Source organism: Bradyrhizobium sp. JHI2711 (assembly GCF_056156565.1).
Genome location: NZ_JBPZPT010000001.1, coordinates 1,101,806 through 1,116,090 on the forward strand (window position 1 = coordinate 1,101,806; position 14,285 = coordinate 1,116,090).

General features: G+C 65.5%; 17 protein-coding genes. 5 read left to right on the top strand and 12 right to left on the bottom strand.

All coding sequences use genetic code 11. The features are described 5' to 3' along the window. Window positions 1-71: 71 nt before the first annotated feature. Complete coding sequence (locus ACTEK7_RS05325) at window positions 72-557, bottom strand: SRPBCC family protein (RefSeq protein ID WP_036000685.1); 486 nt, start codon at window positions 555-557, stop codon at window positions 72-74. Further along, window positions 554-871 carry an ArsR/SmtB family transcription factor gene (locus ACTEK7_RS05330; RefSeq protein ID WP_036000689.1) on the bottom strand — a complete coding sequence of 106 codons (318 nt, stop codon included), beginning with the start codon at window positions 869-871 and terminating at the stop codon, window positions 554-556. The genes ACTEK7_RS05325 and ACTEK7_RS05330 overlap by 4 nt, the downstream gene beginning before the upstream one ends. A gap of 268 nt (window positions 872-1,139) precedes the next feature. Between ACTEK7_RS05330 and ACTEK7_RS05335 the strand changes: the two genes are divergently transcribed. Beyond that, window positions 1,140-2,342, top strand: coding sequence for a hypothetical protein (locus ACTEK7_RS05335; RefSeq protein WP_225146652.1), 1,203 nt, complete (start codon window positions 1,140-1,142; stop codon window positions 2,340-2,342). Here ACTEK7_RS05335 and gmk read toward each other — a convergent pair. From gmk to ACTEK7_RS05380, 9 genes are all read right to left on the bottom strand, one after another. Next, window positions 2,275-2,934: a guanylate kinase gene (gmk, locus tag ACTEK7_RS05340; RefSeq protein WP_036000695.1), complete on the bottom strand. Its 660-nt coding sequence runs from the start codon at window positions 2,932-2,934 to the stop codon at window positions 2,275-2,277. The genes ACTEK7_RS05335 and gmk overlap by 68 nt on opposite strands. A gap of 3 nt (window positions 2,935-2,937) precedes the next feature. Then, entirely contained in the window at window positions 2,938-3,825 is an 888-nt protein-coding gene (locus ACTEK7_RS05345) for a YicC/YloC family endoribonuclease (RefSeq protein WP_036022708.1), read from the bottom strand. A 117-nt stretch (window positions 3,826-3,942) separates the two neighbouring features. Beyond that, the gene (gene mltG, locus ACTEK7_RS05350) at window positions 3,943-5,226 is read right to left on the bottom strand and encodes an endolytic transglycosylase MltG (protein WP_036000702.1); all 1,284 of its coding nucleotides are present in this window, start codon (window positions 5,224-5,226) and stop codon (window positions 3,943-3,945) included. Window positions 5,227-5,353: 127 nt separating this feature from the next. Beyond that, a complete protein-coding gene (gene fabF / locus ACTEK7_RS05355) occupies window positions 5,354-6,619 on the bottom strand; it encodes a beta-ketoacyl-ACP synthase II (protein WP_109144009.1) in 1,266 nt (421 codons plus the stop codon). Window positions 6,620-6,727: 108 nt separating this feature from the next. Continuing rightward, complete coding sequence (locus tag ACTEK7_RS05360) at window positions 6,728-6,967, bottom strand: acyl carrier protein (RefSeq protein ID WP_008551805.1); 240 nt, start codon at window positions 6,965-6,967, stop codon at window positions 6,728-6,730. A gap of 312 nt (window positions 6,968-7,279) precedes the next feature. Further along, window positions 7,280-8,017: a 3-oxoacyl-[acyl-carrier-protein] reductase gene (gene fabG / locus ACTEK7_RS05365; protein WP_025035827.1), complete on the bottom strand. Its 738-nt coding sequence runs from the start codon at window positions 8,015-8,017 to the stop codon at window positions 7,280-7,282. A gap of 12 nt (window positions 8,018-8,029) precedes the next feature. Then, window positions 8,030-8,989 (bottom strand): ACP S-malonyltransferase, encoded by a 960-nt coding sequence (gene fabD / locus ACTEK7_RS05370; protein ID WP_128261999.1) that lies wholly within the window; start codon window positions 8,987-8,989, stop codon window positions 8,030-8,032. 188 nt (window positions 8,990-9,177) lie between these two features. Beyond that, window positions 9,178-10,203: a fatty acid desaturase family protein gene (locus ACTEK7_RS05375; protein ID WP_225146651.1), complete on the bottom strand. Its 1,026-nt coding sequence runs from the start codon at window positions 10,201-10,203 to the stop codon at window positions 9,178-9,180. Between the two features lie 3 nt (window positions 10,204-10,206). Beyond that, a complete protein-coding gene (locus ACTEK7_RS05380) occupies window positions 10,207-10,911 on the bottom strand; it encodes a TetR/AcrR family transcriptional regulator C-terminal domain-containing protein (protein ID WP_036000718.1) in 705 nt (234 codons plus the stop codon). 350 nt (window positions 10,912-11,261) lie between these two features. Here ACTEK7_RS05380 and rpsF point away from each other — a divergent pair, with 350 nt between their 5' ends. The 4 genes from rpsF to rplI all read left to right on the top strand — a co-directional run bounded on the left by rpsF (window position 11,262) and on the right by rplI (window position 13,736). Next, the gene (rpsF, locus tag ACTEK7_RS05385; RefSeq protein WP_024338128.1) at window positions 11,262-11,729 is read left to right on the top strand and encodes a 30S ribosomal protein S6; all 468 of its coding nucleotides are present in this window, start codon (window positions 11,262-11,264) and stop codon (window positions 11,727-11,729) included. Between the two features lie 5 nt (window positions 11,730-11,734). After that, on the top strand, window positions 11,735-11,974 hold the full coding sequence (rpsR, locus tag ACTEK7_RS05390; RefSeq protein ID WP_007592020.1) for a 30S ribosomal protein S18: 240 nt from the start codon (window positions 11,735-11,737) through the stop codon (window positions 11,972-11,974). A 133-nt stretch (window positions 11,975-12,107) separates the two neighbouring features. Continuing rightward, the gene (locus ACTEK7_RS05395; protein WP_225146650.1) at window positions 12,108-13,085 is read left to right on the top strand and encodes a DUF2232 domain-containing protein; all 978 of its coding nucleotides are present in this window, start codon (window positions 12,108-12,110) and stop codon (window positions 13,083-13,085) included. Between the two features lie 51 nt (window positions 13,086-13,136). Beyond that, complete coding sequence (gene rplI / locus ACTEK7_RS05400; protein ID WP_036000730.1) at window positions 13,137-13,736, top strand: 50S ribosomal protein L9; 600 nt, start codon at window positions 13,137-13,139, stop codon at window positions 13,734-13,736. Window positions 13,737-13,811: 75 nt separating this feature from the next. Here the strand turns inward: rplI and ACTEK7_RS05405 are convergent, their stop codons facing one another. After that, entirely contained in the window at window positions 13,812-14,279 is a 468-nt protein-coding gene (locus ACTEK7_RS05405; protein WP_036000734.1) for a PaaI family thioesterase, read from the bottom strand. Between the last annotated feature and the right edge of the window lie 6 nt (window positions 14,280-14,285).

Genomic DNA, 14,285 nt, shown 5'->3' on the forward strand with positions numbered 1-14,285 from the left:
TTCCGGGCCCGATCGGAGCAAGGCCCGACAGGGCCTCTCCTCGTCATGACGCGGCGTCGGAAGGAAGCGCGTCAACGCTTGGCGGCAATCAGTTCGGCAAACTGCCGCAGATAGAGCGGCCAACCCTGATCGCTGTCAACGCCGCTGCGGACGCCTTCCCAGCCCTCGCCATGCCGATCGAGGTGACGGTGCTCCAGCTCCAAGCGGGTCCGGCTTGGTGTCTCCGCAATGAACCGGACCTCCCATTCACTCGTCTTGGCGGGATCGGTCTCGATTTGCCAGCGCGGGCTGATGTCCCAGCTCAAGAGGACTCGATTGGGTGGTTCGAACGCCAACACGCGCGCCCAGCGGCATTCGCTGCCGTCGATCCCCCGATCATAAATGCTTCCGCCCACCCGAGGTTCGAATACGGTCTCTGCGATGGGAACGGCGAGCAGATTGTGCTCGCGCGGCTTGAAGCTGCCGAAGTCTTCGGTGAAGACCTTGAACGCGCGCTCGATCGGCGCCTCGACGACGATGGAATGTTTGACGGGCGCAATCGATACACGTGTGTTCATCTGGATCCCTCCGATGGTTTTTCGACGGCTAGTTTGTAAGCGGCCAACGTGTCGCTCCAGAACCGGTCGAGCCAGGCTCGCATCTGGCCGAGTCCCGCCGGATCGACGTAATAGACGTTGCTGGCGCCCTTCGGCTCTGCACGAACCAAGCGGGATTCGCGCAGCACCTTGAGATGCTGTGAGACGGCCGACTGGGACACGGGCAGCTGTCGCGTGATCTCGGCGACCGTGCGTGGCCGTGCACCGACAAGCTCGAAGATCCGCCTGCGGGTGGGATCGCCGAGTGCGGCCAGTTGTGCGCTGTCCTTAGCCATAGACACTCCCCGCCCCATGCCACGCTTGTTCGACCTGTCATAAGTTACTACTAATGATTAGTACTGACTTATGATCGTGTCAACCGGCTCAGGTCGTGGCGTGGAACTCTGATCGTGACGTTGGGAGAGTCTCATCCGGGGGCGGAACGAACGTCGCGCAGGCCCGATTCAAGCCACATCCTCTCCGGATTTGCGGCTCATTGCCACCCAAGTCTTTGACGAGAAGGGGCTCGTTGAGAGTTGCGTCATGCGTAACCGGGAGACCAGGATGGGCAACCGCGCCGCAAAGTTCATTTCGACCCTCGTCGCCAGCATCCTCGCGGGCGCGCCATTGGCCGCGGTATCGCAGAACGCGCCGACGCCATCGAGCACGGCCGCCGCGGCGCCCGACTGCCTGGCTTCGCCGAAGGATGCCACGCCGCAGGGCCAGCACTGGTACTACCGCCTCGATCGCACGACGAAGCGCAAGTGCTGGTATCTGCGCGCCGCAGGCGGCAAAGCCGCACAGACCGCGCAGGCGACGACCGATACATCCGAGCCGGATGCAGCACCGCCGCAGGCCGTGCAGAACGCGCGCGCGGAATATATCGCGCCGCAGACGAGTGCCGCAGCGGGCACGCCGAACATGGCCGCGCCCGCGCCGGCTGCAGCGAATGCACCCGCGGTCGCGCCGCAGCCGCCGAGCAGCGTCGCCGAAACCAACGCGCAGCAGCCGGCCGTGACCGCGCGCTGGCCCGAGGCCTCCACAGCGTCCACCGCGCCAGCGCATCAGCCGGCGGAAACCACGGTTGCAGCAGCCGCGCAGCCAAACGCGAAGCTGTCAAAATCCCCTGCTCCGCTCCCGCCCGCGGCCGATGGCACGACTGACAAGTCCGGCGGTTCGCTGCAGATGCTGATGCTCGTGATCGGCGGTGCGCTGGCGCTCGCCGGCATCCTCGCCAGCGTCATCTACCGCTTCGCCGGCGGACGGGTCCGCGCCAGGGCCGCCGACCGCCGCGGGCATTGGGACGATTGGGCGCCGCAGGACCATGACGGAAGCCACGCGCCCTGGCGCGATTCACCGCCGGCCGCCGCCCAGCCGCCCCGCCCGATCGACTTCGATGCGGCACGTCCGCAACCGACAAGACAGGCGACGAAACTCGCCGCGATCGGCCGCGAGATCGAGCTGATCGACGCACGCAGGCAACGTGCCGCCGCTCCGGCCGCAAAACCGGTCGAGTCCAGAAGCGACAAGGTCGAGATCAAGTTGTTCGATCGGGCTGCTGCACCCAAGCTTGCCGCCAACGAAATTGAGGCGGATCGCGATGACGCGCCGGCAGGTCGGGATACCGATGCCGTCGATGTCGACGCGATCACGACGATGCTGGAGCAGCTGGCGAAGGAAGGGCCGCGCCTGTCGCGGCCTAACCTTGAAGCTGACCTTGCAAACTTCGCACGAAGCCTACGAGGCCAATCCGCCGCTCGCGCTTGAGACGCTCGGCCTTCAGGATCGACTGCACCTCGGCGAAGGCTTCGTCGACCGCGTGGTTGATCACGATGTAGTCGTACTCGGCCCAGTGACTCATCTCGTCGCTGGCGCGGCTCATGCGCTTGCGGATCACCTCGTCGGAATCCTGCGCGCGCGAATGCAGGCGCTTCTCGAGGTCGGCGGCCGAGGGCGGCAGGATGAAGACGCTGACGACATCGGCGCGCGCCTTCTGTTTCAATTGCTGGGTGCCCTGCCAGTCGATGTCGAACAGCACATCCTGGCCGGCCGACAACGCCGCATCCACGGGGCCGCGCGGCGTACCATAGCTGTTGTCGAACACCGTCGCCCATTCCAGCAGTTCGTCGGCCTTCACCATGGCATCGAACGTCGCCTTGTCGACAAACGTATAGTCCTTGCCGTTGACCTCGCCCGGCCGCATCGCGCGCGTGGTCGCAGATACCGACATTTTCAAGCCCGGCATCCGGTCGATCAGCATGCGCGACAGCGTCGTCTTGCCCGCGCCTGATGGCGAGGACAGCACGAACATCAATCCGCGCCGCTCGACACCGTCAGTTCCGTGACCGCCCGTCGTCATCGATCACTCCAGATTCTGCACCTGCTCGCGGAACTGCTCGACCACGTTCTTCATGGCGAGGCCCGTGTTGGTCAACTCGATGTCGTTCGACTTCGAGCAGCAGGTGTTGACCTCGCGGTGAAACTCCTGCGCAAGGAAATCCAGCTTGCGCCCGATCGGGCCGCCCTTGCCGATCAGCTCGCGCGCCTGCGTGATGTGGGAGGCGATGCGGTCGAGCTCCTCGCGGATGTCGGCCTTGGTCGCGATCAGGATCGCCTCCTGCATCAGGCGGTCGGAGTCGAAACGGTCGGAGGTGTCGAGCAGCGCTGCGATCTGCTCAGCGAGCTTCGCCTTGATCGCCTCCGGCTTGCGGCCGGGCGCGGCCTCCGCTCTCTTCGCCAGCTGCTCGATCTCGTCGACGCGCTGGGTCAGGATCTGCCCAAGCGAAGTGCCCTCGCGCTTGCGCATCGCAACGAGCTCGTCGAGCGCCTTGTCGAAGGCCTCGGCGGCAGCAGTGCGCGCTGCCTTGTCCTCCTCCTCGTCGCCCTCGGGCTCGGCGACCTCGACGACGCCCTTGATGGCGAGCAGGCCGTCGATGCTCGGCGCCACCGCGTCGACCTTCCCCGAGATCAGCGCGGCGGCCTTCAGCACCGCGTTGAGCACGTCCTCGTTGATGCGGACGGTGGCGGCGGCATTGGTGCGCTTGACGGTGAGATTGGCATAGACGGTGCCGCGCGAGAGCAGCTCGCCCGCGCGCTTCTTGGCATGGGCCTCGAGCTCATCAAACCCCTGCGGCAGCCGCACGCGCAAGTCGAAGCCCTTGGCATTGACCGACTTCAACTCCCATTCGAACGTATACGGCCCGCTTGCGCCGTGGCATCTCGCAAAGCCGGTCATGGACGACAGCGCCATCAGTTCAAATTCTCCAGGAACACGGGATTCGCGAGGCTATCAAGCCACGCGAATCTTAAGACTATTTTGCCGGAAAGTGGAATCGGCAATGTCCGCAAGCCGGTCTGCGCGCAAGGCTCAGCGCTGAACCACCGGCGGCGAGCCCTGCACCGCGCCCTGCCGGGCCGGTGGGGGATTGGCTGGAGCAGCCGGGCGTGCTGCCGGCGGCCTCTTCTGCTGATTGGGCCGTGCCGGCGTGGCCGCGGTCGGCGCGTCGGCAGCGCCAGGCGCGGCAACGGCCGGCGGCTGCGCGTCCTCGGGCGGCTCGACCGTGTCGTTCTGGATCTGCTTCTCCATCGCGCGGAGCTTGGCGACGTTCTTCTGGTGCGCGTCGTAGGTTTCGGTGAAGGCATGCCCGCCGGTGCCGTCGGCGACGAAATAGAGGTCGCGGGTGCGGGCCGGGTTGGCGGCAGCTTCGAGCGAGGCGCGGCCCGGATTGGAGATCGGGCCCGGCGGCAGGCCGTCGATCACATAGGTGTTGTAGGGCGAGGGCTGCGTGATCTCGCTGCGTTTGATCGGCCGGCCCAGCGTTCCCTTGCCGCCGACGAGGCCGTAGATGATGGTCGGATCGGACTGCAGCTTGATCCGCTGCTTCAGCCGGTTGACGAACACCGCGGCGACACGGCTGCGCTCGTCCGCCTTGCCGGTTTCCTTCTCGATGATGGACGCCAGCGTGACCAGCTGCTCCGGCGTCTTGACTGGAATGTCCTGATTGCGGCGTTCCCAGATCTCCGACAGCACACGCTTGTGCGCCTGCTGCATGCGCTGGACCACCTGCTCGCGCGGGGTGCCGCGCGGGAATTTGTAGGTCTCCGGGAGCAGCGTGCCTTCGCGCGGCAGCTCGCGCACGCTGCCGGTGAAGATGTCGTTGTCGGACAGCCGCGCCACGATCTGCTCGGAGGTCAGGCCTTCGGGAATCGTCACGGCGTGCTGCACCACCTTGCCCTCGACGATGGTGCCGATGACGTCGCGCAGCGAGGCGTTCTTCTGGAAGGAATACTCACCCGGCTTGAGGTCCGAGCTCGCCTTCAACGCGGCGACGCTGGCGATGAACACCCAGGGATTGACGTCGGTCACGCCTTCCCGGTTCAGCGTCTCGGCGATGTCGCGCTTGCCCGCACGCTGCGGGATGTTGACGATCTTGTCCTCCTTCAGCGGTCCGGGCGCCTCGAGCACCTGGCGGCCGTAATAATAGACGCCGCCGGCGCCGAGCATGGCGATCAGCAGAAGGGTGATGATGGCGTTGCCGACGACGACGAACGGATTGCGCGCGCGGTCCGACCGCTTGGGCGGCGGCGGAAGTTGCTCGGGCTCGAGCGCGGCCCGCGGACTCCGGGGTGAAATGGGCGGCCTTTCACTCATCGAAACAACCTGAATCCTGCCGGTTCAATAGCGGCCCGACAATCGCTTGCCCTGCCAAAAACGCACGCGCCCACGTCCATGACTATCGCCGAATACGGCAAAACGGTGGATTCGTCTCAAACACAAACTAACTGACTAGGCGCCGGACGATCACCGACGCATTGGTACCGCCAAAACCAAAAGAGTTCGACAACGCGACGTTGACCTCACGCTGCTTCGACTTGTGCGGCACGAGATCGATCGCGGTCTCGACCGACGGATTGTCGAGATTGATCGTCGGCGGCACGACATTATCGCGAATCGCCAGAATCGCGAAAATCGCTTCGATCGCACCGGCCGCGCCGAGCAGATGGCCGGTCGACGACTTGGTCGAGGACATCGCGACCTTGGAGGCGGCGTTGCCGAGCAGACGCTCGACCGCGCCGAGCTCGATCTCGTCGCCGAGCGGCGTCGAGGTCCCGTGCGCGTTGATGTAATCGAGATCGGACGGCGTCAGCCCGGCACGCTTGAGCGCGGCCGACATGCTGCGGAAGCCGCCATCGCCGTCGGGCGACGGCGACGTGATGTGATAGGCATCACCCGACAGACCATAGCCGATCACCTCGGCATAGATCTTCGCGCCGCGCCGCCTGGCGTGCTCCAGCTCCTCCAGCACGAGGACGCCGGCGCCCTCGCCCATCACGAAGCCGTCGCGGTCTTTATCGTAGGGACGCGAGGCCTTTTCGGGAGTCTCGTTGAAACCGGTCGACAGCGCGCGCGCGGCGTTGAAGCCGGCAATGCCGATGCGGCTGATCGGCGACTCGGCGCCGCCCGCGACCATCACGTCGGCATCGCCCAGCGCGATCAGGCGGGCGGCATCGCCAACCGCATGCGCGCCGGTCGAGCATGCCGTGACCACCGAATGGTTCGGCCCCTTCAGCCCGTGCGCGATCGAGACGTAGCCGGAGGCGAGATTGATCAAGCGGCCGGGAATGAAGAACGGCGACACCCGGCGCGGCCCGCGCTCCTTCAGCAGGATCGCGGTATCGGCGATGCCGTTGAGGCCGCCGATGCCGGAGCCGATCATGGTGCCGGTCGCGCATTTGTCCTCTTCGGTCTCGGGATGCCAGTTGGCGTCGTCGAGCGCCTGGCCGGCCGCGGCCATGCCGAAGATGATGAAGTCGTCGACCTTGCGCTGGTCCTTCGGCTCCATCCACTTGTCCGGATTGAAGCTGTCGTTCGAGCCGTCGCCGCGCACGACCGTGCAGGCGATCTTGGTCTGCAGATCGGAGACATCGAAGCTCTCGATCCTGCGCGCACCGCTTTCGCCGTTGAGGATGCGCTTCCAGGTCGGCTCGACGCCACAGCCGAGTGGCGAGACCATGCCGAGACCCGTGACGACAACCCGCCTCATATCCGAAAACTCCGCATCGAAAGATTCACGGCCAATAACAAGAAACCGGCTGACCGCTGCGAAGCGGCCCGTCCGGTTTCAATGTTGTCCCCGCGAAATTGAAGAGCCTTAGCTCTTCGCGTTCTTCTCGAGAAACTTCGTAGCGTCGCCGACGGTGAGAATCGTTTCCGCAGCGTCGTCCGGAATCTCGCAACCGAATTCCTCTTCGAACGCCATCACCAGCTCGACGGTATCCAGACTGTCGGCGCCGAGGTCGTCGATGAAGCTCGCGTTGTCGACAACCTTCTCGGGTTCAACACCAAGGTGTTCGACCACGATCTTCTTAACCCGCTCGCCAATGTCACTCATTGCTTAACCTCGTGTTGTTCCCTGTAGACCCGACCCCCCGGGACGATACGAGCCGTCGTGGTCGTTTGACTGCCTTCGCTTACGAACTTTGATTTGGCCCATCCTAACCGATGGAGGCCCCGGCGAACGACGGCCAAAGGCTCCGCATCGCCAATATACAGGGTTTCAAAAACCTGCAATGGCGTTCTTTGCCCATCCGTTGGAGGTCCGGTTATCATACTTCAATTGCCTTGACTACAAGCCTCATTTCGCTCCGGAAACGGCCGTTTGCCGCATGCCGCACCGCCGTGACAGGCGACGCGGCACGAGACGTCAGATCATGGCCATGCCGCCGTTGACGTGGATGGTCTGCCCGGTGACGTAGGCTGCTTCGTTCGAGCTCAGATAGACAGCGGCCGCTGCGATGTCCTCGGGCGTCCCCAGGCGGGCGGCCGGAACCTTGGTGAGAATCGTTTCGCGCTGCTTGTCGTTGAGCGCATCGGTCATCGGCGTCTTGATGAAGCCCGGCGCGATGCAGTTCGCGGTCACGCCACGCTTGGCGTATTCGGCCCCTAACGTCTTGATCATGCCGATCAGGCCGGCTTTCGACGCCGTATAATTGCCCTGCCCGGGATTGCCGGTGACGCCGACCACCGAGGTGATGGCGACGATGCGGCCGAAGCGCTTGCGCATCATCAGCTTGGTCGCGGCGCGCGCCAGGCGGAAGGTCGCGGTCAGATTGACGTTGATAACCTCGTCCCAGTCCTCGTCGCGAAGCTGCACGAAGAGATTGTCGCGCGTGATGCCGGCATTGGCGATGAGAATGTCGACCTGGCCCATCGCCGCTTCCGCAGCGGGCACCAGCGCCTCGACCTCATCGGCCTTGGAGAGATTGCAGGGCAGCACGTGGGCGCGCTCGCCGAGCTTGCCGGCAAGCTCGTCCAGCACCTCCTTGCGCGTCCCTGAAATGGCGACGGTGGCGCCCTGCGCGTGCAGCGCCTGCGCGATCGCGCCGCCAATGCCGCCGGTCGCGCCGGTGACGAGCGCCTTTCGGCCAGTCAGATCGAACATTGATGGACTCCTTTAAGCCTGCTTCGCAGCGGCCAATGCATCCTTGGCGGCGGCAATATCGTTCGGGCCGCCGACCGCAATGCCGACGGCACCGTCCGCGATACGCTTGACGAGACCGGTCAGCACCTTGCCGGCGCCGATCTCGAAGAAGCGGGTGACGCCCTGCCCGGCCATGTAAGCCACCGACTCGCGCCAGCGCACCGTGCCGGTGACCTGCTCGACCAGGCGGCGGCGGATCTCGTCGGGATCGGTGATGGCGCTCGCCAGCACGTTCGACACCAGCGGGGCGGCCGGCGCCTTGATCGTAACCTTCGACAGCGCCTCCGCCATGGCATCCGCAGCCGGCTGCATCAACTTGCAATGGAACGGGGCGGACACCGGCAGCAGCATCGCGCGCTTGGCGCCCTTGGCCTTGGCGATCTCGACGGCGCGATCGACCGCAGCCTTGTCGCCGGAGACGACGACCTGGCCGCCGCCATTGTCGTTGGCGGCCTGGCAGACCTGCCCCTGCGCCGCCTCGCCCGCGACCTCCATGGCGGCCTCGTAGTCGAGACCGAGCAGCGCGGCCATCGCGCCGGCGCCGACCGGGACCGCCTTTTGCATTGCGAGACCCCGGGTGCGAAGCAGACGCGCGGTATCCGAAACCGTCAGGCTGCCGGCCGCCGCCAGCGCCGAATACTCACCGAGCGAGTGGCCGGCGACGAAGGCAGCGTCTCGTCCCACGGAAAAACCAGCCTCGGCCTCGAGCACGCGCAAGGTCGCGATAGACACGGCCATCAGCGCCGGCTGGGCGTTCTCGGTGAGCTGGAGAGTTTCGGCCGGACCTTCCCAGATGATGCCGGTCAGCTTCTCCCCGAGCGCGGCATCGACCTCGTCGAATACGGCGCGCGCCACCGGAAAGGCGTCGGCCAGGGCCTTGCCCATGCCGACAGCCTGGGAACCCTGCCCAGGAAATGTGAATGCAGCCGTCATCGGCGCTCCCTGCTGTCAGGCATGATCCCTGTTCTGAACCGGCAGCCGATTTACGCCCGGCCTTAGGCCGTGGTTCCTTGGGCCATGGTTCCGGATCATGCTCCAAAGGGGGCCGTAGACACCGTCCGGGGCCGCACTGTCAAGCCGAGACGGGAACTTGGAGCAGCATTCAACGGGGAATAAGCCCCTCAAAACCCGCCGCCGGTCTGGTTGGCATCGACGTCCGCTCCTGCCCGCGCTCGGCGCGCACTGTTCACCAGTTGCCCCGGCCGATCCTCGCGGTTCGGCTTTGCCGTGGCCAGCCGCAGCACCGAAGCGTAGTTCGGCTGCACTTCCATGCGATCGGCGTACCGGCTCGCACTCAGCAGCCGGTGCACCTTCGGCAGATTGTAGCAGGGCACGTAGAACAACAGATGATGCTCAAGGTGATAGTTCACGTAATACGGCGCGATGAACAGGCGCTCGAGAAAATTGGCATGCGTCGTGCGCGTGTTGCGCAAGGGGTCGCTGCTATCGGGGACGACGGCGTGCTCGGCGATATTGCGGATGCGGGTGATGACCATCATCCACGTCAAGAGCGGCACCAGCCAGAGCAGCGGATAGGCCCACCACACGCCGGCCGCGGCGAGCGCGGCAAACATGATCCCGTTGACCACACATTGCGGGCCGAGCATCTCCCAGAAATGCGCTGCGCGCTGCCGCCATGACCAGTCCTTTGGCCCGAGCGCGTTGAGCAACTGCGCCTTGCGCTGCTGGTAGCCGGTCTGCCCGGTGATGTCGCGGATGAACTTGCGGCGATAGCTCAACTTGGTGATCGGAAACGGCGCCGACAGCACGAGGTCGGGGTCGTCCTCCTGCTGGGTGCGCGCATGGTGCTGAAGGTGATAGCGCCGGTAGCTGCGCGTCTCCGCAAACAGCGGATAGGCGCAGAACCACTGGCTCAGCGTCAGATTGGTTTTCTCGTCGGCGGACAGGCAGCCATGTGCGCCGTCATGCATCAGGATCGCAAGGCCGAGCTGGCGCGAGCCGATGATGGCGACGGCGAAGATATAGGTGAGCGGATTGGGCCACCACGCGACCAGCGCGATGGCTGCAATGATCAGCGTCCAGGCGTGCGCGATCAGCGCAGCGCCTTTCCACGTCGCGCGCTGGCGCACCTCGGCCAATTGATCGTCGGTCAGGAAATCGCGGGCACGCATGCGAAGCGCGGTCATGGCCTAACCCTTTCCATTGGAATTGTCGGATGCCTCGCGCGCCTCGACGAGACGCAGGCGGGCGGTGTCTTCAGTGGATTTCGCCTGCTCGCCCAGCACGCGCAGCATCTCGGCGCAGAGCGCCTCGGGCGAGCGGCCCATCGCGTAGCCCTCGAGAATGACGCCGATGGCGACGGCCCAGAACCGCCGCGAGCTTTCGTCGGGCGCGCGCAGCGAGCGCCAGCCGTGCCGCGCGACCTGCCCCGCATAAGCGCGCGTACCCTCGCTGTGCAGGCGCTCGATGGTGCGCTCCACCAGTGGCGCGAGATCCTGGCGACGCCGCGTCAGCGTCAGCGCCTCGGCGAAGAAGGCGACCGAATCGCTCGCCGTCACGGTCTCGGCCAGCGCATGGGTGTATTCCCCGGGAGTCCGCGCCTTCAGCGCCGCCTGCTCGGTGGCCCGCGCCAGATACAACAGATCGCGGCAGGCGCATTCGACAAACAGCGCCTCCTTGGTGCGGAAGTAATAGGTGATCTGGCTCGGGAACGCGTCCGCGGCGGCCGCGATGTCGGTAATCGACGTGCCTGACAGCCCCCGCTCCCGAAACAGCGGGCTCGCAGCATCCAGGAGCAGTGACCGCATCTTGCGGCCGGCCGAGCGCGTCGCGCGCGCGGCGTGCTTGGGGTCGCCTGCCGCTTCGAGCGGCGCATCGGCCGACGCTTCTGCCATGGGATCCCCTTCGCTGATTTATTTGTATGTTATACAAACAAACAGATCAAGCCGAATCTTGGTATTGGAGGATGGGGTTCTTGTTCCCGTTGGAGGGGCGGACCGGCTCGGCTTGAAAATGCCCCTCCACCTTGCAAAGCCGGCCAAAATCCGTATAAGGCGCCCATCCGCAGACCCCGGCCGGGAGCTGAACGGACGGTCTCAGCAAATCATTCGTGATTTTGGTGTGGCAGGGCCAGTCGGCCCGTCGTCCCGTGTTTCCGCCTTCTGAGCTTGATCCCAGAGTCCTTTCCGAAGGCCTCTTAAGGGTTTGACGCCGGGCGATGCGCCAACATGAGGAAAGGACGACCATGCCTCTTTACGAGCATGTTTTTCTCGCGCGTCAGGACGCGAGCCCGCAGCAGGTCGAAGAGCTGACCGCGCAGATGACCGGTATCGTCGAAGGTCTCGGCGGCAAGGTCACCAAGACCGAGAATTGGGGCGTGCGCTCCCTCACCTACCGCATGAACAAGAACCGCAAGGCGCACTTCGTGCTGCTCAACATCGACGCGCCGTCCGCGGCGATCGCCGAGATCGAGCGCCAGGAGCGCATCAGCGAGGACGTGATCCGCTATCTCAGCGTCCGCGTCGAGGAGCTCGAGGAAGGCCCGTCCGCGATGATGCGCAAGGCCGACCGTGATCGCGAGCGTGACGATCGCGGCGGCGGCTTCCGCGGCGAGCGTGAAGGCGGCTTCCGTGGCGACCGCGAGGGCGGTTTCCGCGGCGATCGCGGTCCGCGCCGTCCGCGCGACGAAGCTGAAACCACGGATGGGGAGTAAGACCAATGGCTGAAGCTGGTGCACGTCGCCCGTTTTTCCGTCGTCGCAAGAGCTGCCCGTTCACGGGCGCCAATGCTCCGAAGATCGACTACAAGGACTCCAAGCTGCTGATGCGTTACGTCTCCGAGCGCGGCAAGATCGTGCCGAGCCGCATCACCGCGGTGTCCGCGAAGAAGCAGCGTGAGCTCGCCCGCGCCATCAAGCGCGCGCGCTTCCTGGGCCTCCTGCCCTACGTCATTCGCTGATACGACCAATTCGACCGGCGGACGCTGCGCCGCCGGTCGCGACTTTTCGAACTCATAAGGCTTCCGGGTCGTCCGGTCGCCGATGGTTGGGGCAAGCGACGCCTCTAACCGCTCGAAGGGAGCGGGACAGCTGATGATGGCCTTTGGACTGATAGCCCTGATCGCCGGCGCTGCGTCGGCCCTGATGTTCGCCTCGATCATCTCGGGGGCGCTGATCGCGCTTGTCCTGTTCTATCTCGCTCCGCTCCCCCTGATGGTCGCCGCGATCGGCTGGGGCCCCCTTTGCGCGAGCCTCGGCGGCATCGCCGCCGCGATCGGCCTTGGCGCCCTGTTCGGCCTGCCCTACTGCATCGCCTTCGCCGTCACCGTCGCGTTGCCGGCGTGGTGGCTCGGCCATCTCGTCCTGCTCGGACGTCAGGTGGGAAGCGCCGCGTCTGCCACCGGCACAGCACCCTCCGCGGAGCCGGAGGTCGAGTGGTACCCGGTCGGCCGCATCCTGCTCTGGATTGCAGGCTTCGCGACGCTGACCACAATGGCCGCTTTGCTCACTCTCGGGACCGACGCGGAGACCATCACCGGCACGTTGCGCCGTGGCCTGACGCGCCTCCTGCGCGCCACCGACCCGCAAACTTCGGGCGAAGCCAGCCAGTTCGTCGACGCGCTGGTGCGCATCGCACCCGCCGCCGCCACGATTGCCGCGACGATGACGCTCACTCTCAACCTCTGGCTCAGCGCCAAGGTGACCGCGACGTCGGGCCGGCTGCGCCGTCCCTGGCCGGACCTCAAGACCACCGAGCTGCCGCAGATGACGCTGGTGGTGCTGTGCATCTCCCTCGCCTTCTGCTTCACCGGGGGGCTGCTTGGCATCGTGGCGCAGATCGCCACCGCCGCGCTGATGATGAGTTATGCGCTGGCCGGTTTCGCCGTATTGCATACGCTGACGCTCGCGCTGAACGGCCGCACGTTCTGGCTCGGCTCGACCTACGCCGCCGTGGTCGTGTTCGGATGGCCCGTGGTCGCGATGGTAATCCTTGGGCTTGCGGATGCCTTGTTTGGCTTGCGCGAACGCTTCCTGCGCAGCCGGCAGCCGCCGCCACTGCCTACACCTTGAGTTCAACCCCGAAACTGAAACCTTCGAGAGCACTTCAAAAGGAGAACGAATATGGAAGTCATTTTGCTGGAACGCGTCAACAAGCTCGGCCAGATGGGCGAAGTCGTGAAGGTTCGCGACGGCTACGCTCGCAATTTCCTGCTCAAGCGCGGCAAGGCGCTGCGCGCCACCGCCGACAACCGGGCCAAGTATGACGGCATGAAGGCCGAGCTCGAAGCGCGCAACCTCGCCTCGAAGGCCGAGGCGTCCAAGGTCGCCGAGAAGATCGAGGGCAAGAACATCATCGTGATCCGCCAGGCCTCGGAAGCCGGCCAGCTGTTCGGCTCGGTCAACGTGCGTGACATCGTGCTCGCGTTCGAAGCCGACGGCGTTTCGCTCGCCCGTCCGCAGATCCAGCTCGACGCGCCGATCAAGACCATCGGCAAGCACTCGATCACCGTTGCCGTTCATCCCGAAGTCGAGGTCGAGATCACCGTCACGGTTGCCCGCAGCCAGGACGAGGCCGAGCGCATCAACCGCGGCGAGGACATCTCGACCCGCAACGAGGATCGCGATGCGGCCGCCGAGGCGATCGCCGCCGCCGGCGAGTTCTTCGATCCGGAAGCCCAGCACGACGAGGTCGCGCCGGCGCCGGCTGCGGAAGAGAAGTAAGCAGCTGAACTCGTCATTCCGGGATGGTCCGAAGGACCAGACCCGGATGACGATCCCGATCAAAGCCCGGCTGCCTCACGCGGCCGGGCTTTTCGTTTTCGCAGCGACGTCCTCGCTCAACATCGCGATCGAGGCCAGCGCGGTGGCCGTATGCTTCTCGACGCCATCGCTGACGCAGAACACGTCGGCGGCGACCACCGCGACCTGGCGGCCCGGCTTGATCACCCGGGCGCGGCAGATCAGCTTCTCGCCGACCGCGGGCGACAACAGATTGAGCTTGTATTCCGCCGTCAGCGCCGGCTGGCCGCGCGACGTGGCGGCTGCGATCGTGGTGGCGTTGTCGACCAGGAAGGCGGTGACGCCGCCATGGAAGAAGCCGTGCTGCTGTAACAGCTCCGGCCGGCGCTCCACGGCGATGGTGCAGGTGCCGCGCGACAATTCGGAGAGCTCGGCGCCGACCAGGTTCATGAAACCCTGCCGGCCGATATTGGCGTGGATGCGCTCGGCAATCGGCGCAAATTCCGGATCAGCTTCGGCCCGCATGCGATC